Source organism: Corallococcus llansteffanensis (genome assembly GCF_003612055.1).
Taxonomy (GTDB): domain Bacteria; phylum Myxococcota; class Myxococcia; order Myxococcales; family Myxococcaceae; genus Corallococcus; species Corallococcus llansteffanensis.
In genome coordinates this window covers 1-22,851 of record NZ_RAWB01000084.1, presented here as the reverse complement: position 1 = coordinate 22,851, position 22,851 = coordinate 1, and the positions used below count along the sequence as shown (strand labels likewise).

General features: G+C 71.3%; 22 protein-coding genes and 1 rRNA gene. 14 read left to right on the top strand and 9 right to left on the bottom strand.

The features are described 5' to 3' along the window. Both rrf and D7V93_RS10680 read left to right on the top strand, forming a co-directional pair. A 5S ribosomal RNA gene (gene rrf, locus D7V93_RS47810) occupies positions 1–69 on the top strand; the annotation flags it as partial. A gap of 217 nt (positions 70–286) precedes the next feature. Then, the gene (locus D7V93_RS10680) at positions 287–730 is read left to right on the top strand and encodes a hypothetical protein (protein WP_208722976.1); all 444 of its coding nucleotides are present in this window, start codon (positions 287–289) and stop codon (positions 728–730) included. A gap of 10 nt (positions 731–740) precedes the next feature. Here D7V93_RS10680 and D7V93_RS10675 read toward each other — a convergent pair whose 3' ends face one another. Then, positions 741–941, bottom strand: coding sequence for a SlyX family protein (locus D7V93_RS10675; RefSeq protein WP_120643295.1), 201 nt, complete (start codon positions 939–941; stop codon positions 741–743). A 29-nt stretch (positions 942–970) separates the two neighbouring features. Here D7V93_RS10675 and D7V93_RS10670 point away from each other — a divergent pair, with 29 nt between their 5' ends. Next, a complete protein-coding gene (locus D7V93_RS10670; protein ID WP_120643294.1) occupies positions 971–1,270 on the top strand; it encodes a tetratricopeptide repeat protein in 300 nt (99 codons plus the stop codon). A gap of 3 nt (positions 1,271–1,273) precedes the next feature. Here the strand turns inward: D7V93_RS10670 and D7V93_RS10665 are convergent, their stop codons facing one another. From D7V93_RS10665 to D7V93_RS10655, 3 genes are all read right to left on the bottom strand, one after another. Beyond that, on the bottom strand, positions 1,274–2,185 hold the full coding sequence (locus tag D7V93_RS10665) for a tetratricopeptide repeat protein (protein WP_120643293.1): 912 nt from the start codon (positions 2,183–2,185) through the stop codon (positions 1,274–1,276). A 66-nt stretch (positions 2,186–2,251) separates the two neighbouring features. Beyond that, positions 2,252–2,596, bottom strand: a complete 345-nt coding sequence (locus D7V93_RS10660; RefSeq protein WP_120643292.1) for a DUF7577 domain-containing protein — start codon at positions 2,594–2,596, stop codon at positions 2,252–2,254. Between the two features lie 140 nt (positions 2,597–2,736). Then, positions 2,737–3,159, bottom strand: a complete 423-nt coding sequence (locus tag D7V93_RS10655) for a hypothetical protein (protein ID WP_120643291.1) — start codon at positions 3,157–3,159, stop codon at positions 2,737–2,739. Positions 3,160–3,374: 215 nt separating this feature from the next. Here D7V93_RS10655 and D7V93_RS10650 point away from each other — a divergent pair, with 215 nt between their 5' ends. After that, complete coding sequence (locus D7V93_RS10650) at positions 3,375–3,566, top strand: hypothetical protein (protein WP_120643290.1); 192 nt, start codon at positions 3,375–3,377, stop codon at positions 3,564–3,566. 83 nt (positions 3,567–3,649) lie between these two features. On the opposite strand, the gene D7V93_RS10645 is transcribed toward D7V93_RS10650, so the two are convergent. From D7V93_RS10645 to D7V93_RS44410, 4 genes are all read right to left on the bottom strand, one after another. Continuing rightward, positions 3,650–4,477, bottom strand: a complete 828-nt coding sequence (locus tag D7V93_RS10645; protein WP_120643289.1) for a hypothetical protein — start codon at positions 4,475–4,477, stop codon at positions 3,650–3,652. Beyond that, positions 4,474–5,250, bottom strand: a complete 777-nt coding sequence (locus tag D7V93_RS10640) for a hypothetical protein (protein WP_120643288.1) — start codon at positions 5,248–5,250, stop codon at positions 4,474–4,476. Before D7V93_RS10640 ends, D7V93_RS10645 begins: the two co-directional genes overlap by 4 nt. Continuing rightward, positions 5,250–7,439 (bottom strand): TonB-dependent receptor, encoded by a 2,190-nt coding sequence (locus D7V93_RS10635; protein ID WP_120643297.1) that lies wholly within the window; start codon positions 7,437–7,439, stop codon positions 5,250–5,252. The genes D7V93_RS10640 and D7V93_RS10635 overlap by 1 nt, the downstream gene beginning before the upstream one ends. A gap of 187 nt (positions 7,440–7,626) precedes the next feature. Next, on the bottom strand, positions 7,627–8,055 hold the full coding sequence (locus D7V93_RS44410) for a hypothetical protein (protein WP_147451123.1): 429 nt from the start codon (positions 8,053–8,055) through the stop codon (positions 7,627–7,629). Positions 8,056–8,259: 204 nt separating this feature from the next. On the opposite strand from D7V93_RS44410, the gene glpD reads away from it, so the two are divergent. From glpD to D7V93_RS10605, 4 genes are all read left to right on the top strand, one after another. After that, positions 8,260–9,963, top strand: coding sequence for a glycerol-3-phosphate dehydrogenase (glpD, locus tag D7V93_RS10625; protein ID WP_120643286.1), 1,704 nt, complete (start codon positions 8,260–8,262; stop codon positions 9,961–9,963). Between the two features lie 211 nt (positions 9,964–10,174). Continuing rightward, on the top strand, positions 10,175–11,992 hold the full coding sequence (locus D7V93_RS10620; RefSeq protein ID WP_120643285.1) for a S8 family serine peptidase: 1,818 nt from the start codon (positions 10,175–10,177) through the stop codon (positions 11,990–11,992). Positions 11,993–12,192: 200 nt separating this feature from the next. After that, a complete protein-coding gene (locus D7V93_RS44835; protein WP_158623697.1) occupies positions 12,193–13,581 on the top strand; it encodes a hypothetical protein in 1,389 nt (462 codons plus the stop codon). A 56-nt stretch (positions 13,582–13,637) separates the two neighbouring features. After that, positions 13,638–13,853, top strand: a complete 216-nt coding sequence (locus D7V93_RS10605; protein WP_120643283.1) for a hypothetical protein — start codon at positions 13,638–13,640, stop codon at positions 13,851–13,853. A 12-nt stretch (positions 13,854–13,865) separates the two neighbouring features. On the opposite strand, the gene D7V93_RS10600 is transcribed toward D7V93_RS10605, so the two are convergent. Next, positions 13,866–14,462, bottom strand: coding sequence for a CDP-alcohol phosphatidyltransferase family protein (locus D7V93_RS10600; protein ID WP_120643282.1), 597 nt, complete (start codon positions 14,460–14,462; stop codon positions 13,866–13,868). A 172-nt stretch (positions 14,463–14,634) separates the two neighbouring features. On the opposite strand from D7V93_RS10600, the gene D7V93_RS10595 reads away from it, so the two are divergent. From D7V93_RS10595 to D7V93_RS10570, 6 genes are all read left to right on the top strand, one after another. Next, a complete protein-coding gene (locus D7V93_RS10595; RefSeq protein ID WP_120643281.1) occupies positions 14,635–15,546 on the top strand; it encodes a DUF4846 domain-containing protein in 912 nt (303 codons plus the stop codon). Between the two features lie 221 nt (positions 15,547–15,767). Continuing rightward, complete coding sequence (locus D7V93_RS10590; RefSeq protein WP_120643280.1) at positions 15,768–19,187, top strand: PAS domain-containing protein; 3,420 nt, start codon at positions 15,768–15,770, stop codon at positions 19,185–19,187. Further along, positions 19,180–19,644 carry a response regulator gene (locus D7V93_RS10585; RefSeq protein ID WP_120643279.1) on the top strand — a complete coding sequence of 155 codons (465 nt, stop codon included), beginning with the start codon at positions 19,180–19,182 and terminating at the stop codon, positions 19,642–19,644. The genes D7V93_RS10590 and D7V93_RS10585 overlap by 8 nt, the downstream gene beginning before the upstream one ends. Continuing rightward, positions 19,641–21,221: a sensor histidine kinase gene (locus D7V93_RS10580; RefSeq protein ID WP_120643278.1), complete on the top strand. Its 1,581-nt coding sequence runs from the start codon at positions 19,641–19,643 to the stop codon at positions 21,219–21,221. The genes D7V93_RS10585 and D7V93_RS10580 overlap by 4 nt, the downstream gene beginning before the upstream one ends. A gap of 26 nt (positions 21,222–21,247) precedes the next feature. Further along, positions 21,248–21,892: an EcsC family protein gene (locus D7V93_RS10575; protein WP_147451122.1), complete on the top strand. Its 645-nt coding sequence runs from the start codon at positions 21,248–21,250 to the stop codon at positions 21,890–21,892. Between the two features lie 56 nt (positions 21,893–21,948). Next, positions 21,949–22,851 (top strand): ABC transporter substrate-binding protein (locus D7V93_RS10570; RefSeq protein ID WP_147451121.1); only part of this gene is annotated, 903 nt, incomplete at its 3' end.

Sequence of the window (22,851 nt, the reverse complement as noted above, 5' to 3'; positions counted from 1 at the left end):
GAAGTTAAGCCCTCCAGAGCCGATGGTACTCCGCGGGAAACCGCGTGGGAGAGTAGGTCGCTGCCGGATTCTTTTTGAGCAAAGCCCCTGGTGCCGCAAGGCGCCAGGGGCTTTTGCCTTTGCGGGCTTTGGATGTGGCTGTGATTGATCCTGCGAGCGCGTTCCTCCTCGTGGATTGATCCGGCGTGGCGCGAACATGCGCGTCATGGCTTTGAGGCTGGCCTGACCCTGTCTGCTTTGCTTGAGTGGCGCTTCTTCCCCCTCTTGCTGGACAGGAGCCTCTCGCATGCATCTGCTTCGAATCTACGCCGCTGGTCTGCTCGCGCTGGGTTTCCTGCTCGCCCCTGCTCGTTCTGAGGCCGCAGCTGGGGTTCGCCTCGGCGTGGGCGCGGACTACTGGGTCGACACCAGCGCTGCGTTCAACTTCACCCTGGGCGTTGAAGGCCATGTCGCGGGCCCCATCTTCGTGGGCGCACGCTTTGGCGCGGTGCTGGTCACGGACGGCAATGTGATTGGCGTTCCGTTGGACATCTCCCTGCGCGCGAACATTGGCCGGACCGTCTACATCGAGGGCCTGGCGGGGCCGTGGATCTTCTTCAAGGGGGATGCCTTCAAGGCCCACGCGGCCTTCGGCTTCGGTCTCCAGGGGAAGGCCGCGAGCATCGGCGTCGAGGTGGGCTACCTCGACCCGAATCCCATCATCGGTCTGCGGCTCGGCTACAAGTTCTGAAGACCGTGTCTCAGTAGTGCGGTGGGCGCTCCTGCTGGCGGGCGTCCACCAGGCCCGGCTCGGCCTCGAGCTTGAGCTTGAGCCGGTCCAGCTCGGCGCGGAGCGTGTCGATGACGCGCCCCTGCTGGTAGAGCACCTCGCTCAGCTCCTGAAGCAGCTCCTGCTGCTGCGTGTAGCGGATTTCCAGCTCGACCAGGCGCTTGTCTTCCATTGCCGTCTTCTCCGCGGGGAACCTGCCCCATGAATACCCTCGAATACCTGCAGCGCGCCCGTGACCTGCTCGGGCGAGGGCAGCCCGAGCTCGCGGAGTCCGCGCTGAGTGACGCCATCGATGCGGCCGTGGCGGCGGAGGACCTGGTCCTCCTCACCCAGGCCCGGTTCGCGCTGGGAGAACTGCTCTTCCAGCAGGGCCGCGATGAAGAGGCAATCCCCTTCCTCCAGGCGGTGGTCCGGACTGAACGCGCGGATGGCTCCGTGGATGCGCCCGTCATCGCCGCCGCGCGGATGTTGCGACAACTTCGAGGGCAGGAGCCACGCTGACGCTCAGGGCAGCCGACACTGCTCGCGGATGGCATCCATCCGCTGCGGGAAGCGCCGCTCCAGGTCCGTGCGCGTCTGTCGCGCCCCCTCGAACTTCCCTGCCTTCACCTGGAGGGTGCACAGCGTCGCCAGGGGGCGCGTGTCGGAGACGTCCAGCCGGTCCGCTCGGCGCAGGGCCTCCTCGGCGGCGTCCTCGTTCCCCAACTGGAACCAGGCGAGCCCGAGCTGGAAGTGGCCTTCCGCGAGCTTCGGGTCCACTTGCACTGCTTGCTGCAGCAGCTTCACCGCTTCGCGGTTGCGGCCTTCCCGGGTGAGCACCAGACCTCGCTCCACCAGGAGCCTTGCCTGGGGCAGCCTGCCCTCCAGCGCGGTGAAGACCTTCAGCGCTTCGTCGGGCCTGCCCATCCGGCTGAGCATCCGGCCGTAGCGCACTCCGACGAGGGGATCGCCGGGGACCCGGTCGTGCGCACGGGACAGGGCCTGCGTGGCGCCTTCGAGGTCGCCCTTCTCCTCGCTCAGGTCCGCTCGGAGCAGCTCCGCGCGGGCGTCGTGGGGGGCCAGCTTGCCCGCCTTGTTGAGGGACTGCTCCACGCAGCGGCCCATCCGCTCCAGGTCGCAGATGCGCGCGAGCAGGAGCTGGGTTTCCACGGACGTCGGGTCCCTTCGCTCCGCCTCCAGGGCCAGGTCGTGGGCCTCCGCGGGGGCTCCTTCGCGCAGCAGCTCCGCCGCCGTGCGCAGGTCCTGTGCCGTGGCCTTGTCGTTGGTCTTCAGGGGGACCAGGAAGCGCAGGCGGCTTTCGACGTCTTCCGTGGCCTTGGCGATGGCCAGCTCCTGCTCCGGCATGTTCCGGGGGAGGAACAGGGGGATGATGTGGAGGGCGAGCGCGACCGCGGATACCCAGAGCACGCCTCGCATGCCCTGGCTCCAACGCCGGTGGCCACGCTCCCCTGGCATGTTCGACGGCTCGCTCATGGCGGGTCCCTAGACGGCTCGCAGGTGGGGGCGCAGGCCCGAGGGAAGCTCCAGCCCGCAACTCCAGCAGAGCTCGAAGTTCGCTGGAATCTCTTCACTGCACCGGGGGCACGTCACCGAACGGTTCGCGGCCTCCTGGTTGGCCTGCAGCTCGGAGAGGACCTGTCGGCCGGTTTCCAGTTCCTGGGGCCACAGCCACAGCTCCACCCAGGCCTCGGTGCTGGGGATCTCTCCGCTCAGCGGTACCAGCGACTCGCCACGGATATCGACCGAGAGACCGGCCGACTCCAGGGCTCCCGCCAGCATCCGCGCCTCTCCGACCGTGCGGTGCACGGAGAACTGCACGCGCTTCATGCTACGTGTCTGTCAGAACCGGGCCGCCGGGGCAACCGCCCGGGGTCGCCCCCCTGCTGCCCCCGCTTATCGCTCCCGCTCCGGCTTGTTTCAGCGCGGGCACCCGCCCGGCCCTCCCGGGCCGCCATCACTCGCCGCCGTCATTCGTCGTGGCGCAGCTGGTGCGGCAGGACGGCATGGGCATGGCGGGGGGCGCGGGCGTGGAGCTCCGCGGTCAGCAGTGCGTCCAGCTCCGCGAGCAGGCGATCATACCCGCCCCCGGCGCCCTTCGCGGGCAGCCAGTCCGTCGCGAGCCGCACGCGCGGGGTCTCCTCGTCCTCGAAGGCCAGGGTCACCGCCAGTCCGTCGGGACCTCCGGCCTGGGGGACAATCGTCGCGGGCTCGGGTTCTCGCTGAGCCCTCTCCAACAGCGGGGTCAGCCGGTGGATCTCCTCCGGGGTCAGGTCCCGCTCCACCACGGATTCGCCCTGCTCGAGGACGCGCAGGTGCTTCAGCCCCTCCACCCGCAGCGCCTGCGCGCCGGTGTTGGTCCGACCGCTGCGCTCGTAGGTCACCGTCTTCACGCGCGTACCTCCCTCGGGTCAGGAGTAGGCATCCGCCTTCTTGTCCGCATCCAGGAATGCTGGTGCCGAGCGCTCCTGGCTGGTGAACGCGGGCCGGAGCGACCGATGTCCGACAGTGCGGCGCGCCCCCCGGGTCCCTGCATTTCCAGGGAGGGCCTCCCTACCCTGCTCCCTGTCCTGGCGCGCATGCCGGGACATACGGAGGCCTTCGAAAGATGAGCAAGCACAAGAACCCCACCCCCAATGACCAGCGCTCCAACACCAAGAACCCCGAGCGCCCGGAGCACAAGGCCGCCCAGGACAACCGCGCCAACCAGATGAACCCGCAGCGGCCCAACTCGCCGGCCCCCGCGATGCCGACCGGCGGTGGCATGCCGGGCGGTAACAACGACCCGATGAAGCGCTGAAGCGCGCTCCCCGCGTCGTCCGTCGCTCGCGGTGAAGAGAGGCCGGCTTCCGGTTCGCCGGCCTCTCTTGCTTCCCCTGGCGACTAGCGAACGCGCGGCGAGCACTCGCCTTCGCCACGGTAGTGGCCCACGGTGCGCACGAGCGCCGTTACGAAGTCGCGCAGGGTGCGCACGCTGCCCGCGCCTCCCGTGCCGTACTGGTTCGAGGGCAGCGACGTCAGGTCCACCGTGCCCAGCTCCTCGAGGGTGACCTCGCCGTCCGGGCCCACCACGCCGACGCTGTCCGCGGCGGCGATGGCGTCGAAGCGCATCTTCGCTTCGGGGGACTGGAGGTCGTCGAAGAACAGGTGGTCGCCGTGGATGGTGAGCTGCACCGTCTCCGTGCCGCCCTTGGGGACCGTGACGCCGTTGCCAATGTCCTCGTTCTCGCAGTGCTCGTAGAGCGTGTCGGTGGGGAAGCCCCAGCGGAAGCGCTTCGACACGGTGCCCTTCGTCGCGGTGCCTTCGACGTACACGGACCAGCCCTGGGTGTTCATCCGCGTCACGTCTTCCCCGGCCGCGTTGCCGGCGGTGGCGTCCGTGGCGGGTGCGATGGCGTAGCTCACCTCGTCCCATTCCTCGGAGGCCAGGTCGGTGAAGGCCGCGACGTTCACCGGTCCCGGGCGGTGTACATCGTAGACCTTCGCGGGCCCCTGTTCGGCGGCGGTCTCGCCCTCGTGGTTGGCGACCTTCAGTTCCCCCAGTTTCACGAGGAACTTGTCGTAGCGCACGGTCCAGCCGTCCGCGAACGCGGTGGCGGGGATCTCCTTCTCGATGAAGTCCTCGCCGTACGTCGTGAACGTCACGTTGCCCTGACCCGACGAGCAGGCCACCAGCCCCAGGAACGACACTCCCATCAGCCACTGCTTCATTGCGCTGCTCCTTCCACCCACGTCACGACGTAGGCGCTGGTGTCTTCCACGCCGCGCACCAGGGCGTTCTGCGCCTGGCTGTCAGCGGGGAAGGTGGAAATGCCCGCCGCGTCCGGTGGCGACGCGGTGGCGAAGTCGATGCGGCTCAACCACTTCCCCAGGTCCACCGCGATGCGCACGGAGCCGGGCTCCTGCTTCAGCTCGCGCTCGAAGCGCACGCCTTCGATGGCTGCCCTGGGCAGGTCCACCGCCGCGTCGAAGTGCACCGTGGCTCCTGTCGCGTTCGTGGCCGTGCCGCGGACGTGCACCTGGTGACCGCCCAGCACGTTCTGGGCGTCGGTGGCCGCCGTGGGCGTCGCGAGCGTCAACTCCAGCGACCCGTAGGAGCCCGTCACCGCGTTCGCGCTGCCCAGGTCGCTGCCCGCCAGCAGGTCCACCGTCTGGACGTTCAGCACCTCTCCCAGCGCGTCGCCGGGGACGTAGTGGCCGGGGTGCGCGTGGGCGGTGCCTCCGATGAGCGAGTACCAGTCGAAGCGGGGGGCTCGGGAGAGCAGCACGCGGCCCTCGAAGAAGCGCACCGCGCCCACCGAGACCTGGGCTGCTTCCGGGGTCACGGTCCAGCCGTGCTCGTTGGGGCCCGTGGGCGGTGTGGCGGTCATCGCGACGCCGAACGTGCGCCGCTCCGCCTCCGTCCTGGCGCCGTCGCCGCAGCCCAGGCTCATCAGGGTCGCGGCCGCCGCGAGCGTGCTCAGCAGGGCAGGGGAATGGGACATCACAGGTGGACCTCCAGGGTGAGCGCGGCCGTCCGAGGCGACCCCGCGGTGAAGTGTCGCGCCGGCACGAGGCTCGGCGGCGTGGATGGGTCGAAGCGCGAGCTGTAGACGAACTCGCCGTCGCGCCAGCGCGTGTTCAGCAGGTTCATCACGTCGAGCCGCAGCGCGAACGCGCCCCTGCGCAGCGCCACCTGGGCGTCCGCGAGGAACACCGTGTGGCTGAACTCGTCATAGGGCAGCGGACGGGGGCCGATGAGCGTGAGGCCCGTGCCCAGCGACAGCACGGCGTCCAGGCCCGACAGCGGTCGCTCCCAGCCGAGGTCCGCTCGCGCGACCAGCGGCGCGAAGTAGGGCAGCCGCGCGTCTGTCTTTGTCACCGTCGCGTTCGCCACCGTGGCGCTCAGCGCGGCCGTAAGGCCCGGGAGGGGGCGCGTCTGCAGCGCCGCGGAGAGGCCCGTGCGCAGCGTCTCGCCCGTGAACACGGTGGTGCCCACGGTGTGGTCGAAGAAGAAGTCGTCCGCCACCTGCGAGCCGAAGAGGCTGGCCTGGAAGGACAGCCGCTCGCCCTCGCTCCGGGTGCCCAGCTCCACGCCGTGCACGTCGACGAAGGGGGCCCGCTCTCCTTCCGACAGGCTTCGGGCCTGCGGGGAGCGGAAGCCGTCGCCGTAGCTGGCGAAGAGGGCCCAGGTGTCCGTGAGCGAGTACTCCACGCCGGCCTTCGCGCCCCAGTGCACCCCGAAAGCGCTGCGCGAGTAGCCCTGGCCGTCGTAGAAGCGCGGGTCGCGGAAGGCGAGCGCGTCGAAGACCTCCACGCCCAGCGCGTCGGCGCGGCCTCCCAGGCGGAAGGCCCAGCGGCCCAGGGGGAGGCGGGCCTCGGCGTAACCCCAGACATCCGTCTGGGTGAGGTCCGCGTCCACTTCGTCCGCGAAGAAGGTGCCGTCCGTCTCCCGGTAACGGCGTTGCGTCTGCTGGATTCCGTCGCGCCTTCCTCCGAGCCCCAGCTCCAACGAGACGGGTTGGCCGAGGAGGGAGACCTGCCGGCGGTGCTCGGCGCGCAGGCCCAGCGTGGAGCCTCCGTTCGTCTGCTCGAGCCCGTCGCCCCGGTCGTCCACGCGGTAGCCGGTGAAGTTGTTGCGCAGCCGGAGGTCCGACAGGATTCCAAATGCCTCCAGCCGCGTGCGCGCCGTGCCCTCGCGGGGCAGCTCCACGCCGAGCAGGAGCTGATGCCGGGATACCGTGCCGCCCTGACGGGGGAAGGAGCCGGAGTAGAACGTGCGCCGGCCTGCTTCCAGGTCGTCCTCGCGCACGACGCCGGGCGAGTCGAAGCGGGTGACGTAGCTGCCGGCGAGGACTCGCGCCCTCAGACCGTGGCCGAGGTCGACGTTTGCCTGCGCGAGGAGGGAGGCCCGGCCGTGGCCTCGCTGTGGACCGAAGCCGTTGGACTCGCCGATTTCCGCCGCGGCGAAGGTGCCGGGGTCCTCGCCGGGGCGCACCGTCACGACGAGCCGGCGCTGGCCGAACTGGCCCAGGGTTCCCGCGAACTCCACGCCCTGCTCTCGCGCGCCCAGCTCCATCCGCACGGTTCCCGCGACCGCGAAGTCCCCCTGGAACGCGCGGTAGGAACCCTCCGTCACCTCCAGCGACTGGACGAGCTCCGGGATGACGAAGTTGGTGTCCGCGTAGCCGAGCGCGTGGATGTGGCTCACCTCGTTGACGGGCAGGCCTCCGACGTTCAGTTCCACGTCCTGGCCGTGCAGCGCATCGAAGCCCCGGAGGAAGAGCTGCTGCGCCTTTCCTTCGCCGCTGTGCTGCGAGGCCACGAGGCCCGGCACCACCCGGAGCACGTCCACCGCGTTCCTTCGCGGTGCTGTGTCGAGGATGTCCCGGCCGATGGTCACCTCCGAGGCGCTCCGCGCCGGACGCGTCCCCCGCACCACCGTGGCCCGCTGCTTCGGGCCTTCCTCGGGGAGGGGGGCTTCTTGGGCTGGAGGCTCGGAGGGCGCGGGTTCGCTGACGGCTTCAGGGGCGGGAGTGGGTGGCTCGGTGGGCCGCGGTTCCGGGGCCGGGCCTGCGTCCTGATGCAACTCCGATGGCAGCTGTGACGACGTCACTGCTGTCACCGCGTAGGGCACGGTGCTCGGCACTGCTTGAAGGCACGTCGATAGCGTGGCGAGCGCGAAGAGCAACATGATCACGGGAGACAGCGGCACGAGGGAATGACGACACGTCCCCGGCGCGCGACTCGGCGCACGTCAGGGACACAGGAACGGACTGTCCGGGACGACATGCGCTCACGGCCCACGCCGGGCCCTGGTGGCCAGACGGGTCTCATGCTCGCGATGGGTCCTTACGGAAGTGCGAAGGGCTCTGGTTTTTCTACGGGCCCTGCGGCATCGCCGGGGACCGCCACCGCTGACCCGGCCGCCACTCCGGTGCTCGCGCCTGCTCCACCGACCACGACATCCACCGTGAGGCGGGCGGCAGGAACACCGTCCAGCTCGCCGCCACCGCCAGCAGGTGCTCCACCGAGCCCGTCAGGTGCTGGTGGCCATGTCCGTGCTGTCCGTCGCCGTCGGCCCCGTCTGGAGCTTCAGGGGCTTCACCCGGGGCGAACCGCTCCTGCTCCGCCGGGCTCCCGGTGCGGTGGACGTGGCCTCCCGGCCCGTGGCCGTGCCCGTGGGCATGCCCCTCCAGCCCGCCGCCGTGGCCCACCACCGCGTGCAGCACGGGGGCGACCGCGAGCCCGTACACCAGGACCATCAGTCCCAGGCAGGCCAGGTCGCGTCGGTCTCGGGGGTCCCACACGGTGGTTCGTTCGCGAATGGCGTCCAGGACTGCGAGGGAGGATGACGCCCGCCTGCCTAGCCGTCAGCCTCCCGACACGCAAGCGCGCCCTCCCGAGCGCTGTCCGACACTCACCGAGCCTCCCCGACCCCTTGCCCGTGGACCGCTTGACGCATTGCATTGGAATCCGCTGCGGCGGAAGAGTTCCCGTCATAGACTCTGGACGTGCGTTCCGAATCCGCCGTGCTCCGTTCGCTGCCGTCCTCCACGGGTGAGATGCCCGCGCCGCCGCCTTCCCGCGCCGAGCGCCTGCGCGCGCTGGGGACCGAGCCCTTCGACTTGCTCGTCATTGGCGGCGGGGTCACCGGCGCGGGCGCGGCCCGGGACGCGGCGCTGCGCGGGTTGAAGGTCGCGCTGGTGGAGCGCGAGGACTTCGCCAGCGGGACGTCCAGCCGCTCCTCACGGCTCATCCACGGCGGGCTGCGCTACCTGGAGCACGGCCACCTGGGGCTCGTCTTCGAGTCCAGCATCGAGCGGCGGCGGCTCTTGCACCTGGCGCCCCACCTGGTGCGCCCGCTGGCCTTCGTGTGGCCCGTGTACGAAGGCGCCCGCGTGCCGCGCTGGAAGCTCAACGCGGGCCTCATGCTCTACGATGCCCTGTCGCTGTTCCGCAACGTGAAGGCCTATCAGCGGCTGTCGCTGAAGCAGCTGCTGGAGGCAGAGCCGGGCATCCGCTCCGAGGGGCTGAAGGGCGGCGCGCGCTACTACGACGCGGCCACCGACGATGCGCGCCTGACGCTGGCCAACGCGCTGAGCGCGAGCGATGCGGGCGCGGTGGTGCTCAACCACGCGTCGGTGAAGCAGCTGGTGTTCGCGGACGGCAAGGCCACGGGCGCGCGCGTGGTGGATCACCTGACGGGCGCGGAGCTCACCGTGCGGGCTCGCGCCGTCGTCAACGCCACCGGGCCGTGGAGCGATGAGATCCGCCAGCTCGATTCGGGGACGACCCGCACCGGCCCCATGGTGCGCGGCAGCAAGGGCGTGCACATCGCCGTGCCCCGAACGCGCCTGGGCATCCAGGACGCGCTCACGCTGCTGTCCCCCGTGGATGGCCGCGTGATGTTCATCCTGCCCGCGGACGCGTTCACCATCATCGGCACCACCGAGACGGCCACGCGCGCCCACCCGGCCGAGGTGCGCGCGAGCGAGGCGGACGTGGCCTACCTGCTCACCTCCGCCAACGCCTTCTTCCCCGACGCGCACCTCACCCGCGACGACCTGGTCAGCGCCTGGGCCGGCATCCGGCCGCTGGCCGCGAGCGGCTACCACGGGAACACCGACGCGGGCAGCGCCAGCCGCGAGCACGCCATCGACGTGAGCCCGTCCGGGGTGCTGGCCATCAGCGGCGGCAAGCTCACCACCTTCCGCGTCATGGCCCGCGACGTGGTCAACGCGGTGGAGCGCCACCTCGCGCTGCCGCACCGCAAGTCCACCACCGACGCGCGCCCCCTGCCGGGAGGCGACATCGCCCGGATGGACGCGGAGCTCGCGGCGGCCCGCCAGGAGGTGGGCGACGCGGCCACGGGTGACCACCTGGTGCGCGCGTACGGCAGCCGCTGGCGCGCGGTGTGGGCGCTCACGCGCGAGACGCCGGCGCTGGCCGAGCCGCTCGTGGACGGGCTGCCCTACCGCAGCGCCGAGGCGGCGTGGGGCGTGTCCCACGAGATGGTCCAGACCCTGGCCGACCTGCTCATCCGCCGGCTCAAGGTGGCGTTCGAGACGCGCGACCAGGGCCGGGCCGCCGCCGTGCGGGCCGCCGCCGTGATGGCGCCGCGCCTGGGCTGGGACGCGGCGGAGACCGCGCGCCAGCTGGAGGCCTACGACGTGGATGCCCAGCGCATCTTCGGCGTGGACCCCGCGGACGCCTGAGCCCCCGACGCGCCAGGTCGAGAGCCCCGGGCGTTGGACTGTGCACGTTGACTCGCATGACAGCCGCCCGAGCAGTCGACCTGCGTCCATGCTTAAATTGTTTTCGGGAACGGGAAGCAGGGCCGGTCCGTTCCTCCCGGCCGCCATTTTGGAGGGCGTCGGGTCGCGGCGCGGTACCTCATGCTGGCCGGGCACGAAGGAGATTCACCCCATGAAGCGTTGGCTTTGGCTTGGGCTCGGGTTGTCCGGTCTGGTGGCTTGCGGTGGCAAGGACCCTGACCCCATTGATGTCCTGCCCCAGGCATGTCCCGGCACCACGGACCTACGGCTCCCCGGGCAGACGTCCTCCTCCCTGACGGCGGCGGAGGCCCCGGACGGCGTGCTCATCACCTTCAAGCCGAAGGTGTCCGCCAGCGCGGTGGCCGCCACGGCGGACTTCGCGGCGGCCGTGGAGCGCGAGGGCGGCACGGTGAAGCGGCGCTTCCCGGGCCTGAACATGGTGTCCGCGCGGCTGTCGCCCGAGGCCCTGGCGGCGCTCCAGAAGAACCCGGACGTGCTCTCCGTGGAGCCCAACCGCCGCGTGCACGCGATGGGGCTGCCGACGCCGCCTCCGGTGGTGTCGTGGCAGGGCGTGTTCAGCACGCAGGGCTCCGTGGGCGAGTACACGGAAGGGCTGAAGATGGTGCAGGCCCCGCAGGTGTGGGACGCGAACAACGACGGTGTCCTCGACACCGGCGCTCCCACGGGCGAGGGCGTGAAGGTGTGCGTCATCGACAGCGGCTGGGACAGCAAGCACCCGGAGCTGAAGGCGGCGTTCGTGAAGGGCCGGGACTTCGTCGACGAAGACAGCGACCCGTCCGACGAGACCGAGAAGCAGGGCGTCTTGACGGTGGGCGGCGGCCACGGCACGCACGTGTCGGCGACCATCCTGGCGCAGTTCGGCGCGGGTTCGGGCGGACGCGTGGCGCCCGGCAATGATCCGAACGGCGTGGTGGGTGTGGCGCCCGGCGCGTCGCTGCTCGTCGCGCGCGTGCTGGACGTGAAGGGCGGCGGCAGCACCGACGACGTCATCGCGGCGGTGGAGTGGTGCCGCGCGGAAGGGGCGCGGATCGCCTCGCTGTCGCTGGGCGCTCCGGACACCTCCGAGAAGGAGCAGCTCGCGTTCGAGAAGGTGTATGACAACGGCAACGGCATGCTGTCCGTGGCCGCCAGCGGCAACAGTGCCGGTGACGGCAAGCGGGGCATTTCCTATCCGGCCGCGTACAACCCGGCCGTGATCGCGGTGGGCGCGGTGGACCTGGCGGGCGACTACGCGAGCTTCTCGCAGTTCGGCCAGGAGCTCTCCCTCGTGGGTCCGGGTGTGGACGTGCTGAGCGCCACGCTGCTGGGCGCCGCGTCGCTGTCCGGGGTGGAGGCGGGCTCGACGCCGTTCGCGTCCTCGCCGCTCTCGTACACCGCGCATGGCTCCTACACGGGCCGGCTGGTGGACTGCGGCCTGGGCACGGACCGGGCGTCCTGCGGTCCGGCGGCCACGTGCGAGGGCTTCGTCGCGTACGTGGACCGGGGTGACATCTTCTTCGAGGAGAAGGCTCGCAACGTCATCGAAGCCGGCGCGCGCGCGATCATCATCGGCAACAACGATGCGACGGATGGCGAGGGCACCTTCACGCTGGGCGCCGCCAATGCGCACTGGGTGCCCACGGTGTCCGTGTCGCTGGTGTCCGGGGCGGCCCTCAAGGAGAGGGTGGGGCAGGACGTCACGGTGAACACCAACGCCTTGGACTACCAGCGCGAGTCGGGAACCTCCATGTCCACCCCGCACGTGTCCGGTGTGGCGGCCCTGGTGATGAGCGCGCGGCCGGACCTCAGCGCCGGGCACATCCGCGCCGTGCTGGAGAAGACGGCGCTGGACGACAAGACGACGCCGGGGTTCGACGAGAAGTACGGTCACGGGCTCGTGCAGGCGGCCAAGGCCGTGGAGCTGGCGCGCTCGCTGCCCGCGGGTGGCGGGCCGCTCCCGCTGCCGTAGCAGCGGACCCCTTCGCGTGGTGTCGCGCCCCCGGGCTCCTTCAGTGGGACCGGGGGCGTTCCATTTCCGGGGGCGGGGTCGTTCCTCCCAGGGCTCCAGGCCGTGGTGGCAGGGGTGGCGTGCGAGCGGGCGCAGGGTTGCCGGGCCGGTGGTTCCCGGTGCGTGAGCGTGCACCTTCCCTCATGGGAGGAGCGCCACGCATGAAGCGAGACACCTTGAGGGGCTTGGGGATCGCGGGCGTGGCCTGCCTGCTGGTGGGCGCGGGGGCGCGCCCCGTGCTGGCGCAGGTCGGCAGGGAGGATGAAGCGCCGTCCGAGACGGCCGGCACGCCTCCTTCCACCTCGCAGCCCGCGACAAACGCGGGAACGGGGGGCTCGGGGACGGCGGCCCAGCAGGCGCCTGCCAGCGCGAGTCCGACGGGCACGGATCCGAACACCGGTGGCACGGGCTCCGTGGGGACGGGGGAAAGCCCGAACCCCTCCGCTACGACTCCGCCCCCGGCGACCGGTGGCGCGGGGAACAGCGGCGCCGACATGAACACGGGTGGCACGGGTGCCAATGCGAGACAGGGCACGGGCAGCACGGGCAGCACGGGCAACACGGGGACCGGGGACACGGGTGCCGATGCGACTCAGGGCAACACAGGGACCGGCGCCACGGGTGTGGATCCGAGCCAGGGCACCGGCGGCGCGGGCAACACGGGCACGGGTGACACGGGTGCCAATGCGATTCAGGGCAACACGGGTACCGGCGCCACCGGTGCGGATCCGAGCCAGGGCACTGGTGGCGCGGGCAACACGGGTGCTGGCGCCACGGGTGCGGATCCGGGCCAGGGCACTGGTGGCGCGGGCAACACGGGTGCTGGCGACACGGGTGCGGATCCGGGCCAGGGCACCGGCGGCACGGGCAACACGGGTACTGGCGACACGGGTGCCAATGCGACCCAGGGCAACACGGGTGCCGGCGCCACGGGTGCGGATCCGAGTCAGGGCACCGGTGGCACCGGCAACACGGGCACGGGTTACACGGGTGCCAATACGGCTCAGGGCAACACCGGCGCGGGTGACACCGGCGCCAACATGAACACGGGTGGCACTGGTAACACGGGTGCGGATGCGAACCCGGGCACCGGCGGCACCGGCAACACGGGCACGGGTGACACGGGTGCCAATCCGAGTCAGGGCACCGGCAACACGGGCACGGGCGGCACGGGGAACACCGGTACGGGTTCCACGGGCAACCCGGGCGCGAATGCGAACCCGGGCACCGGTGGTGGCACGGGCACGGGTGCTTCGGGCTCGGCTCCTTCGGCACGGGGCGGGGGCATCGCCGTGGTGGATGCCATCTACACGGGCATGGTGTATTCGGTGTCCTCGAAAGAGGTCGTCATCAGCGACAAAGGTACGCACCTGCCGCTGGAGATCGGCGCTGGCACGCGCGTCCTGCGCGACGGTAAAGCCATCAGTGTCACGCAGCTCAAGGAGGGCGAAAAGGTGCGCGCCGTGGTCAACCTCGTGGGCAAGAGCCACACGCGGGAGATCGCCGTGCTGACGGGCGCCAAGGCCCGTCGCGCCGCTGGGCTGCGGTGAGTCCCGCCCGTCAGCCACACGCCGCCGCACGCGTCTGGAGGACGGAGGTTTCCACCATGACGGTCTTCGACCGATACCGCACCCTGCTGCACAAGTTGACCCTCGTCCGCGCTCGCGCTCCAGGCGGTGACTCGCCGGAGGTCGATGCGCTCCTCGACACCATGGACGAAGTCTGGGACGCCATGTCCGCGGGCGAGCGGGCCGCGATGGAGCGCGAACGCGCGCGGCTCCCCCACGTGCTCGATCAGGATTCACACGCGCCGCCCGCGTAGGCCCGTGGCGCGTTACTTCCGCGCGGAGTTCATGGGCGCGCTGGTCGGCCCATGGGGGATCCGGGTGACCGGCCGGGAGGGCGGCAACTGCTGACGCTTGCTCCACACCGCGCGCGTGTAGTCCACCACCGACGCGAGCGACAACAGGGCGGCGAGCGCCACGAGCGGACGCACCAACGGGGCGTAGAGCAGCACGCACAACAGCACCACGAGCTGCAGCGTGGTGACCACCTTGCCCAGCATCCGCGCCTTGAGCTCGATGGAGCGCATGTCCGGCCGCAGCCTGGCGACAATGAAGCCAATGGCCGTGCCGATGTCCCGCAGGAGCAGCAGCAGCAGCTCCAAAGGACCGATGAGCCCGTCCAACAGGCACACGATGAAGGCCGTGACCATGAAGGCGCGGTCCGCCACCGGGTCGATAAGGGCCCCCAGGCGCGTGGCCAGTCCCCGGTGCCGGGCAATCCAGCCGTCCAGGAAGTCCGTCACCGCCGCCACCACGACCAGCAAGGCCCGCAAGCGCAGGTCCGTCACCGCGATGAACACCGCGGCGAGCGGAAGGCGCGACAGGGAGAGTGCATTGAGCAGCACAAGGCTTGCCCGACGGTGCATGGCCCCCAAAAGTTAGTGCTCGCTCCCCAGGGCGCACCTGTCCCGGACGGCGAGCGTCCAGCGAAGGACTTCGCTCGTGCCCCCTGGACCCGACCGCCGTCCACCGGTGTCACACCGGGCGGTCCGGGGTTCGTCCCGGCCCCCGCCTCCAGGAGCCCGCCCCGTGAATGCGATGGGAACCTTCCACCCCCTGCGCCGCCGGCTCACGGGCGCCCTGTTCGCGCTGGCCGCGCTGGGCACCGTCGCCTGCGATGCGGCCCCCCGCTCGCGGCGAGCGGCGGTCCAGCCCCACGCCCCCACGACCGACGAACAGCAGCGCTATCCGTGGCTCTCCGCCAGCGCGAGGGTGCGCGGCCTGGAGGAGACCTTCCCACCTCCGGAGGGCTACACGCGGGTGCCCGTGGACGCGGGCTCCTTCGGCGCGTGGCTGCGCGGCCTGCCCCTGCGCCCCGAGGGCACGCCCGTGCGCGACTTCCAGGGGGACACGGTGCTGGCCGCGGACGACGCGCGGCTCGCGGCGGTGGGTGAGCTGGACGTGGGCTCCGTCAACCTCCAGCAGTGCGCGGACTCCATCCTCCGGCTCCATGCCGAGTGGCGCTGGGCCGCCGGCCAGCAGGAGCGCATCGCCTACCGCTTCACCAGCGGCCACCTGGCGGCGTGGCCCCGGTACGCGGCGGGGGACCGGGCCCGCGTCTCCGGTTCGAAGGTGACGTGGGTGCCGGGCAGCGCGGCGAAGAACGACTCGCGGGCCGCCTTCCGCAACTACCTGGACCTGCTCTTCACCTACGCGGGCACGCTGTCGCTCCAGGCGGAGGCCGCGCGCCCCACCCGGGAGCAGCTGCGCCCCGGGGACTTCTTCGTCCTGGGCGGCAGCCCCGGCCACACCGTGCTGGTGCTGGACGTGGCCACCGACGTGAAGGGCGGGCGCGTGGCGCTGCTGGGCCAGGGCTTCACGCCCGCGCAGGACTTCCACGTGCTCGCGACGAACGCGGGCCCCTGGTTTTCCCTGGATGGGGACGCGGTGGCGACGCCCTTCTGGGTGCCCTTCCCGATGACGTCGCTGCGGCGGCTGCCGTCGCCCTGATACACCGGGCGCCCTCCTGGTACGTCCCAAAGCAGACAGGGAGGCAGCGGCAACCCGCGCCCGTGGGGGCGTGCTGGAAGGGGAGAGCGCAGAGGGCCCCAGGTGTTAGGTTGGAGCGTTGTCCTGCCGTCAACGGGGCCGCGCCGCGCCGGGCCTGTCCTTCCCCTGTGTGCCAGCAAGCAGCCTAAAGGAAGGGGGTCCCGGTCCCCGAGCCTCCATCCATGTCCTTCGCCGCCGCGCCCCTGTCCGCGTCTCCTCCCCGGGCCAGCCTCCTCCTCGTCGACGACACGCCGGGCCACCTGCTGGCGCTGGAGGCCATCCTCGCGCCGCTGGGACAGCGCCTGGTGCGGGCCGCGTCCGGGCGCGAGGCGCTGCGGCGGGTGCTGGATGAGGACTTCGCCGCCGTCCTGATGGACATGAACCTGGGCGACATGACGGGCGTGGACGTGCTGAACCTGATGCGCGAGCGCGAGCGCAACAAGCGCACGCCCGTGCTGCTGATGACCGCGGGCGACGGGGACGAGAAGGAGTGGCTGGCCGCGTACGTGCACGGCGCGGTGGACTACCTGCGCAAGCCGCTGCGGCCGGAGATCCTGCTGGCCAAGGTGACGATGTTCGTGGAGCTGCACCTGGCGCGTGAAGCCGTGCAGCGTCGCGAGGAGGCGCTGCGCGAGCGTGAGCGGGCCGCGCTGGAGATCGCGCACCGCGAGCGGCTGCACTCGTTCTTCATGCAGGTGCCGGTGGGCATCGCCATCCTGCGCGGGCCGGAGCTCGTCTTCGAGTTCGCCAACCCGTCCTACGGGCTGCTGGTGGGCCGCACCGTCACGCTGGGCAAGCCCATGAGGGAGGCGCTCCCGGAGCTGCGCTCCCAGCCGGAGGTGATGGCCATCCTGCGGCGCGTGGTGGAGACGCGCGAGCCCTTCATCCACCCGGAGTTCCGCATCGAGCTGGAGCGCGGCGGACAGCGCGAGGAGGCCTTCTTCAACGTCATCTACCACCCGCTGGTGGAGGCGGACCGGGCCTCGGGCATCATCGCCCTGGCCGTGGACGTCACCACCTGGGTCCAGGCGCGCCGCAAGACGGACATGCTCACCCAGGACCTGCGCCTGCAGCAGGCGGCGCTCCAGGACAGCGAGCAGCGCCTGCGCCTGGCGCTGACGGCCACCGCGCTGGGCACCTTCGACATGAACATGGCGACGGGCGCGCTGGACTGGGACGCGCGCTGCAAGGCCCTCTTCGGTCTGCCGCCGGAGGCCACGGCGTCCTATGAGCTGTTCCTCAAGGGCCTGCACCCGGAGGATCGCGAGGCCGTGGAGCAGGCGGTGGCGCGCAGCTGGGACCCCGCCGGCACCGGCGACTACGACATCGCCTACCGCACCGTGGGGCTGAAGGACGGCGTGGAGCGCTGGGTGCGCGCCATGGGCCGGACGTACTTCGAGGACGGCCGGGCGGTGCGCTTCGTGGGCACCGTGCAGGACATCACCGCGCGCAAGCGCGCCGACGCGGAGCGGGCCCGGTTGCAGGCGGGGGAGCTGCGCCGCACCGAGCAGCTGCGCGGCCTGTCGCGCGCGAGCCTGGCGCTCAACGCGGCCGGCAGCATGCGGGCCATCCTGGAGCTGGTCACCCTCAAGGCGCGCAAGCTCATTGGCGCGAACCAGTCCGCCGTGCAGGTGCTGGAGTGGCGTGACGCCGCGCAGCCGCTCACCGCGATGTCGGTGACGGACCATGCCCTGCTCGCGCCGGGCGCGACGCTGGACGAGCGGGGCCTCTTCGCCCAGGTGTGCCAGGAGAACCGGCCGCTGCGCCTGACGCGCGAGGAGCTGCTCGCGCACCCGGCGTGGAAGGACGCGGCCGCTCCCCCCGAGGGCGCGGCGCTGCCGCTGAAGGGCTTCCTCGCGGTGCCCATGGTGGGGCACGACGGCCGCAACCTGGGGCTCATGCAGCTGTCCGACAAGGTGGAGGGCGACTTCGACGCGGAGGACGAGACCATCGCCGTGCAGCTGGCGCAGATGGCCAGCGTGGCGCTGGAGAATGCCCGCCTCTACGAGAAGGTCCAGGCCGAGCGGCGCAACCTCTTCGCCGTGCTCAAGCAGCTGCCCGCGGCCATCACCGTGCTGCGCGGCCCGGAGCTCGTCTTCGAGATGGCCAACGACCTGCGCCTGAAGCTCACCGGTTCGCGGCCCCTGGTGGGCCTGCCGTTGCGCCAGGCCCTGCCGGAGCTGGATGGGCAGGGGCAGATCGAACAGATCGAAACCGTCTACCGCACCGGGGAGACCTACCAGGGCCGCGAGGTGCCCATGCGCCTGCGCCGCGACGAGGGCCAGGAGGCGCCCGAGGGCTACTTCAACCTCACCTTCCAGCCGCTGCTCGACGCCAAGGGGCGCGTGGACGGCATCGTGTCCGTGTCGTGGGAGGTCACCGAGCAGGTGCTCGCGCGCAAGCGCATCGAGGCGCTGGCGCTGGAGCTGAAGGAGCGTGAGCAGCAGTTCCGCACGCTCGCGGACTCCATCCCCCAGCTCGCCTGGATGGCGGAGCCGGACGGCCGCCGCTCCTGGTTCAACCAGCGCTGGTTCGACTACACCGGTACGACGGCCGACCCCGGGAAGGACCAGGACTGGAGCGCGCTCGTCGAGCCCGAGGACAGCGAGCGCGTGCAGGCCCGCTTCAACGAGGCGTTGCGCGAGGGCGTGCCGTGGGAGGACCAGTTCCGCCTGCGCCGCGCGGACGGCAGCTTCCGCTGGTTCCTGTCGCGCGCGATGCCGGTGCGCGACGCGGAGGGGCGCATCGCGCGCTGGTTCGGCACGCACACGGACATCGACGACGAGCGCAGGACGCTGGAGAGCCTGAAGCAGGCGGAGGAGGAGATCCGCCACCTCAACACGGGCCTGGAGAAGCGCGTGCGCGAGCGCACCGCCCAGCTCCAGGAGGCGAACAAGGAGCTGGAGTCCTTCAGCTACTCCGTGTCGCACGACCTGCGCGCGCCCCTGCGCCACATCACCGGGTTCGCGCAGTTGTTGGAGCGGCGCGCGGCGGCGAAGCTGGACGACGTGGCGCGGGGCTACCTCACCACCATCGCGGGCGCGGCGAAGCAGGGCGGCACGCTGGTGGACGACCTGCTCGCGTTCAGCCGCATGGGCCGGGCGGAGCTGCGGCAGTCGCGGGTGGACCTGGGCCAGCTGGTGGCGGAGGCGCGCAAGGATCTGCTGCCGGAGCTGAACGGGCGACAGGTCGAGTGGCGGGTCGGCGAGCTGCCGACCGTGGAGGGAGACCCTGCCTTGCTGCGGCAGGTGATCCACAACCTGCTGGCCAATGCACTGAAGTACACGCGGCCGAAGCCGGAGGCCTTCATCGAGGTGGGCACGCGCGAGGAGGCAGGGGAGGTGGTGGTGTGGGTGCGCGACAACGGCGTGGGCTTCGAGATGCAGTATGTGGACAAGTTGTTTGGCGTCTTCCAGCGGCTGCACACGGTCGAGGAGTTCGAGGGCACCGGCATCGGACTCGCGAACGTGCGGCGCATCGTGTCGCGCCATGGTGGACGCACCTGGGCGGAGGGCGCCGTGGGGCAGGGCGCGACCTTCACCTTCACCCTGCCCCGGACTTCTCCGCTGGAGAAGAAGGAAGAAGAGCGCACGCGTGCTTGAGCTCAAGAGGATCCTCCTGGTCGAAGACAGCGCCAACGACGTGGCGCTCACGCTGGCGGCGCTGGAGGAGGTGCACCTGGCCAACGAGGTGGTGGTGGTGCGCGACGGACAGCAGGCGCTGGACTACCTCTTCCGCAAGGGTGAGTACGCGAACCGCAAGGACGGCAACCCGGCCGTGGTGCTGCTGGACCTGAAGCTGCCGAAGGTGGACGGGCTGGAGGTGCTGGAGAAGGTGAAGGGCGCGCCGGAGCTGAAGGCCGTGCCGGTGGTGATGCTCACCTCGTCGCGCGAGGAGCAGGACCTGGCGCGAAGCTACGGGCTGGGCGTGAACGCCTACGTGGTGAAGCCGGTGGCGTTCCCGGACTTCGTGTCCGCGCTGCGGGAGCTGGGGCTGTTCTGGGCGGTGGTGAACCAGCCGCCGCCGGGCGCGTCGCCCCCGCCGGGAGCCTCCAAGTGAGCACACGCGGCAATGCCGCGCTGGAGTTGAGCCCGGCCTCCGCCGCCGGAAGGCCGCTGTCCATCCTGCTCCTGGAGGACAGCCCGTTGGACGCGCAGCTGGTGGCCGCGCAGCTGGACGAGGGCGGCCTGCCCGCGACGCTGGAGTGCGTGGCGGGCCGGACGGCCTTCACCTCCGCGCTGGCGAAGGGGAAGTTCGACCTCATCCTGTCGGACTACAACGTGCCGGGCTTCGACGGGCTGAGCGCGCTGGACGTGGCGCAGACGACGTGTCCGGAGACGCCCTTCCTCTTCGTGTCGGGGGCGCTGGGCGAGGACCGCGCCATTGAATTGCTCAAGCGCGGCGCCACCGACTACGTGCTCAAGGACCGGCTGGAGCGGCTGGGCCCCAGCGTGCGGCGGGCGCTGCGCGAGGCGGAGGGCGTGCGCCTGCGCAAGCGCACGGAGGAGGCGCTGCGCCGCTCCGAGGAGCGCTACCAGTTGTTGGCGCACGCGAGCTTCGACGCCATCTGGGACTGGGACCTGCAGACGGACGCGATGCACTGGATTGGCGACGCGACGGAGGAGGTCTTCGGCTTCCGGCTGGAAGAGGTGGGCGTGGACGCGTCGTGGTGGCGGCGGCACATCCACGTGGATGACCGCGAGCGGGTGATGGCCGGCCTGCAGCGGGCGTTCGACTCGGATGAGGACCGGTGGCAGGACGAGTACCGGGTGCTGCGCAAGGACGCGGCCGATGCCTACGTGGCGGCGCAGGGCTACATCGTGCGCGGCGCGAGCGGCAAGGTGCGGCGCATCGTGGGCGCCATGCGCGACATCACCGAGCGCAAGCGCGCGGAGGAGGAGAAGCAGCAGCTGGTGCACGAGGCCCAGCGGCGGGTGGAGTTCGAGCAGCAGCTCATTGGCATCGTGAGCCACGACCTGCGCAACCCCCTGGGCGCCATCCTCACGGGCGCGTCGCTGATGTTGCGGCGCGACGACATCCAGCCCTGGAACGCGAAGGCGGCCGCGCGCATCCTGTCCGCGGCGGAGCGGGCGACGCGGATGATCCGCGACCTGTTGGACTTCACCCAGGCGCGCATGGGCGGCGGCATCCCCGTGCAGGCGGCGCCGTGCGACTTCCACGCGCTGATGTTGCAGGTGGTGGAGGAGGCGCGCACGGCGCACCCGGAGCGCACGCTCCTGTTGGAGCAGGCGGGGGACGGGCAGGGGTCGTGGGATTCGGACCGGATGGCGCAGGTGCTGTCCAACATCCTGGGCAACGCGCTGAAGTACAGCCCGGAGGACACGCCCGTGCGGGTGGAGAGCCGGGGTGAGTCCACGGCCCTGGTGGTGCGCGTGCACAACGGCGGCGCGCCCATCCACCCGGACCTGCTGCCGCGAATCTTCGAGCCGCTCCAGCGCGGCACGACGGTGGGCCGCTCGGAGCGCAGCATCGGGCTGGGGTTGTACATCGTGCGGCAGCTGGTGCTGGCGCATGGCGGGACGGTGGACGCGCAGTCCTCCGAGGCGGAGGGGACGGTGTTCACCGTGCGCCTGCCGCGCGTGACCGGAAGCGAGCTGCCGCCGGCCGCGGCGTAGGTTCCAACGTGGTGGAGGATGGACGCATGTCGAAGCCGCTGGAAGTCGTGAACGCCGTCCTGGATGCGGGCTTCGAGGGCCTGGGCCCGCTGTGCAGCGCGACGGGGCTGGCGGACGAGTACCTGCGGGATGCCCGGTACGCGGACCACGAGGCGCGCATCGATTCGCTCATCCACTGGGAGACGGGGAAGCTGTTCACCACGGGCTTCCTGTCCGGGCTGGGCGGGCTGCTCACGCTGCCGGTGGCGCTGCCTGCGGGGCTGGGCGTGTCGTGGGCGGTGCAGGCGCGACTGGTGGGCGCCATCGCTCGCATCCACGGACACGACGTGGAGGAGGACCGCGTGCGCACGCTCACGCTGCTGGCCATCGTGGGCGACATCGGCAAGGAAGTGGTGAAGCAGGCCGGCATCGAAGTGGGGCACCAGTTGGGCATGCGCGCGCTGGAGGCGGTGCCGAAGCACGCGCTCAGCGGCATCAACCGCGCGGTGGGCTTCCGGCTGGTCAGCAAGGCGGGACAGAAGGGCGTCGTGAACCTGTCGAAGGTGGTGCCCCTCGCCGGGGGGCTGGTGGGCGGCGCGGTGGATGCGCTCGCGTGCCGCGCGGTGGGCGCCACGGCGCGGCGGCTGTTCGCCCCGGGGCCGCTTCCTGCCGCGGGCATGTCTGCTGGATGACCCGGGCGCGGGGCTTGCGTTGACGGTGGGTCCCCGCGCTGGACTCATCCAGGCGCATGGGCCGCCTCCTCGTTCTGCTCGTCGTGCTGGGCCTCGCACTGGGGGCCTTGGGGGGCTGCCGCCGTTCGTCGGAGGAGCAGGGGACGCCAGGGCGCACGCGCATCGTCTTCAAGTTCCAGCCGCTGTGGGGTGATCCGAAGCCGTTCCGGGAGCTGCTGGCCCGGTACGAGCGTGACAACCCGGACGTGGAGCTCGTGACGGAGGCGCTGCCGAACTCGTCGGACCTGGCGCACCAGTTCTTCCTCACGTCGTTGCAGGGCGGGGCCACGGACTTCGACGTGCTGGTGGCGGACGTCGTGTGGGTGCCGGAGTTCGCTCGCGCGGGGTGGGTGGCGGACCTGTCCGAGCACTTCCCTCCGGCGAAGCTGCGCGAGGAGTTCCTCCCCGGCCCGGTGGACTCCGTCGTGGTGGACGGCCGCACCTACGCGGTGCCCTGGTTCGTGGACGTGGGCGTCCTCTACTACCGCACGGACCTGGTGCCGCGCGCGCCGCGCACCTACGAGGAGCTGCGCCGCTTCACCCGCGACGCGATGGCGAAGGCGCCCGGCATCCAGGGCTATGTGTGGCAGGGCCGGCAGTACGAGGGCCTGACGTGCAACGTGTACGAGGCGCTGTGGGGCCATGGTGGAAAGTCCCTGGGCGCTGACGGGCGCGTGCTGCTGGAGACGGAGGCCGCGCGCGAGGCGCTGGCGTACCTGCACGGGCTGATCGCGGACGGGCTGTCTCCGCCGACGGTGACGGGCTTCGGCGAGGAGGAGGCGCGGCGCGTGTTCCAGGAGGGCCGGGCGGTGTTCATGCGCAACTGGCCCTATGCGTGGCGCGAGGCGCAGGCGGAGGGTTCGCCCATCCGGGGCAAGGTGGGCATCGCGCCGCTGCCGACGAAGGATGGACAGCCGGGG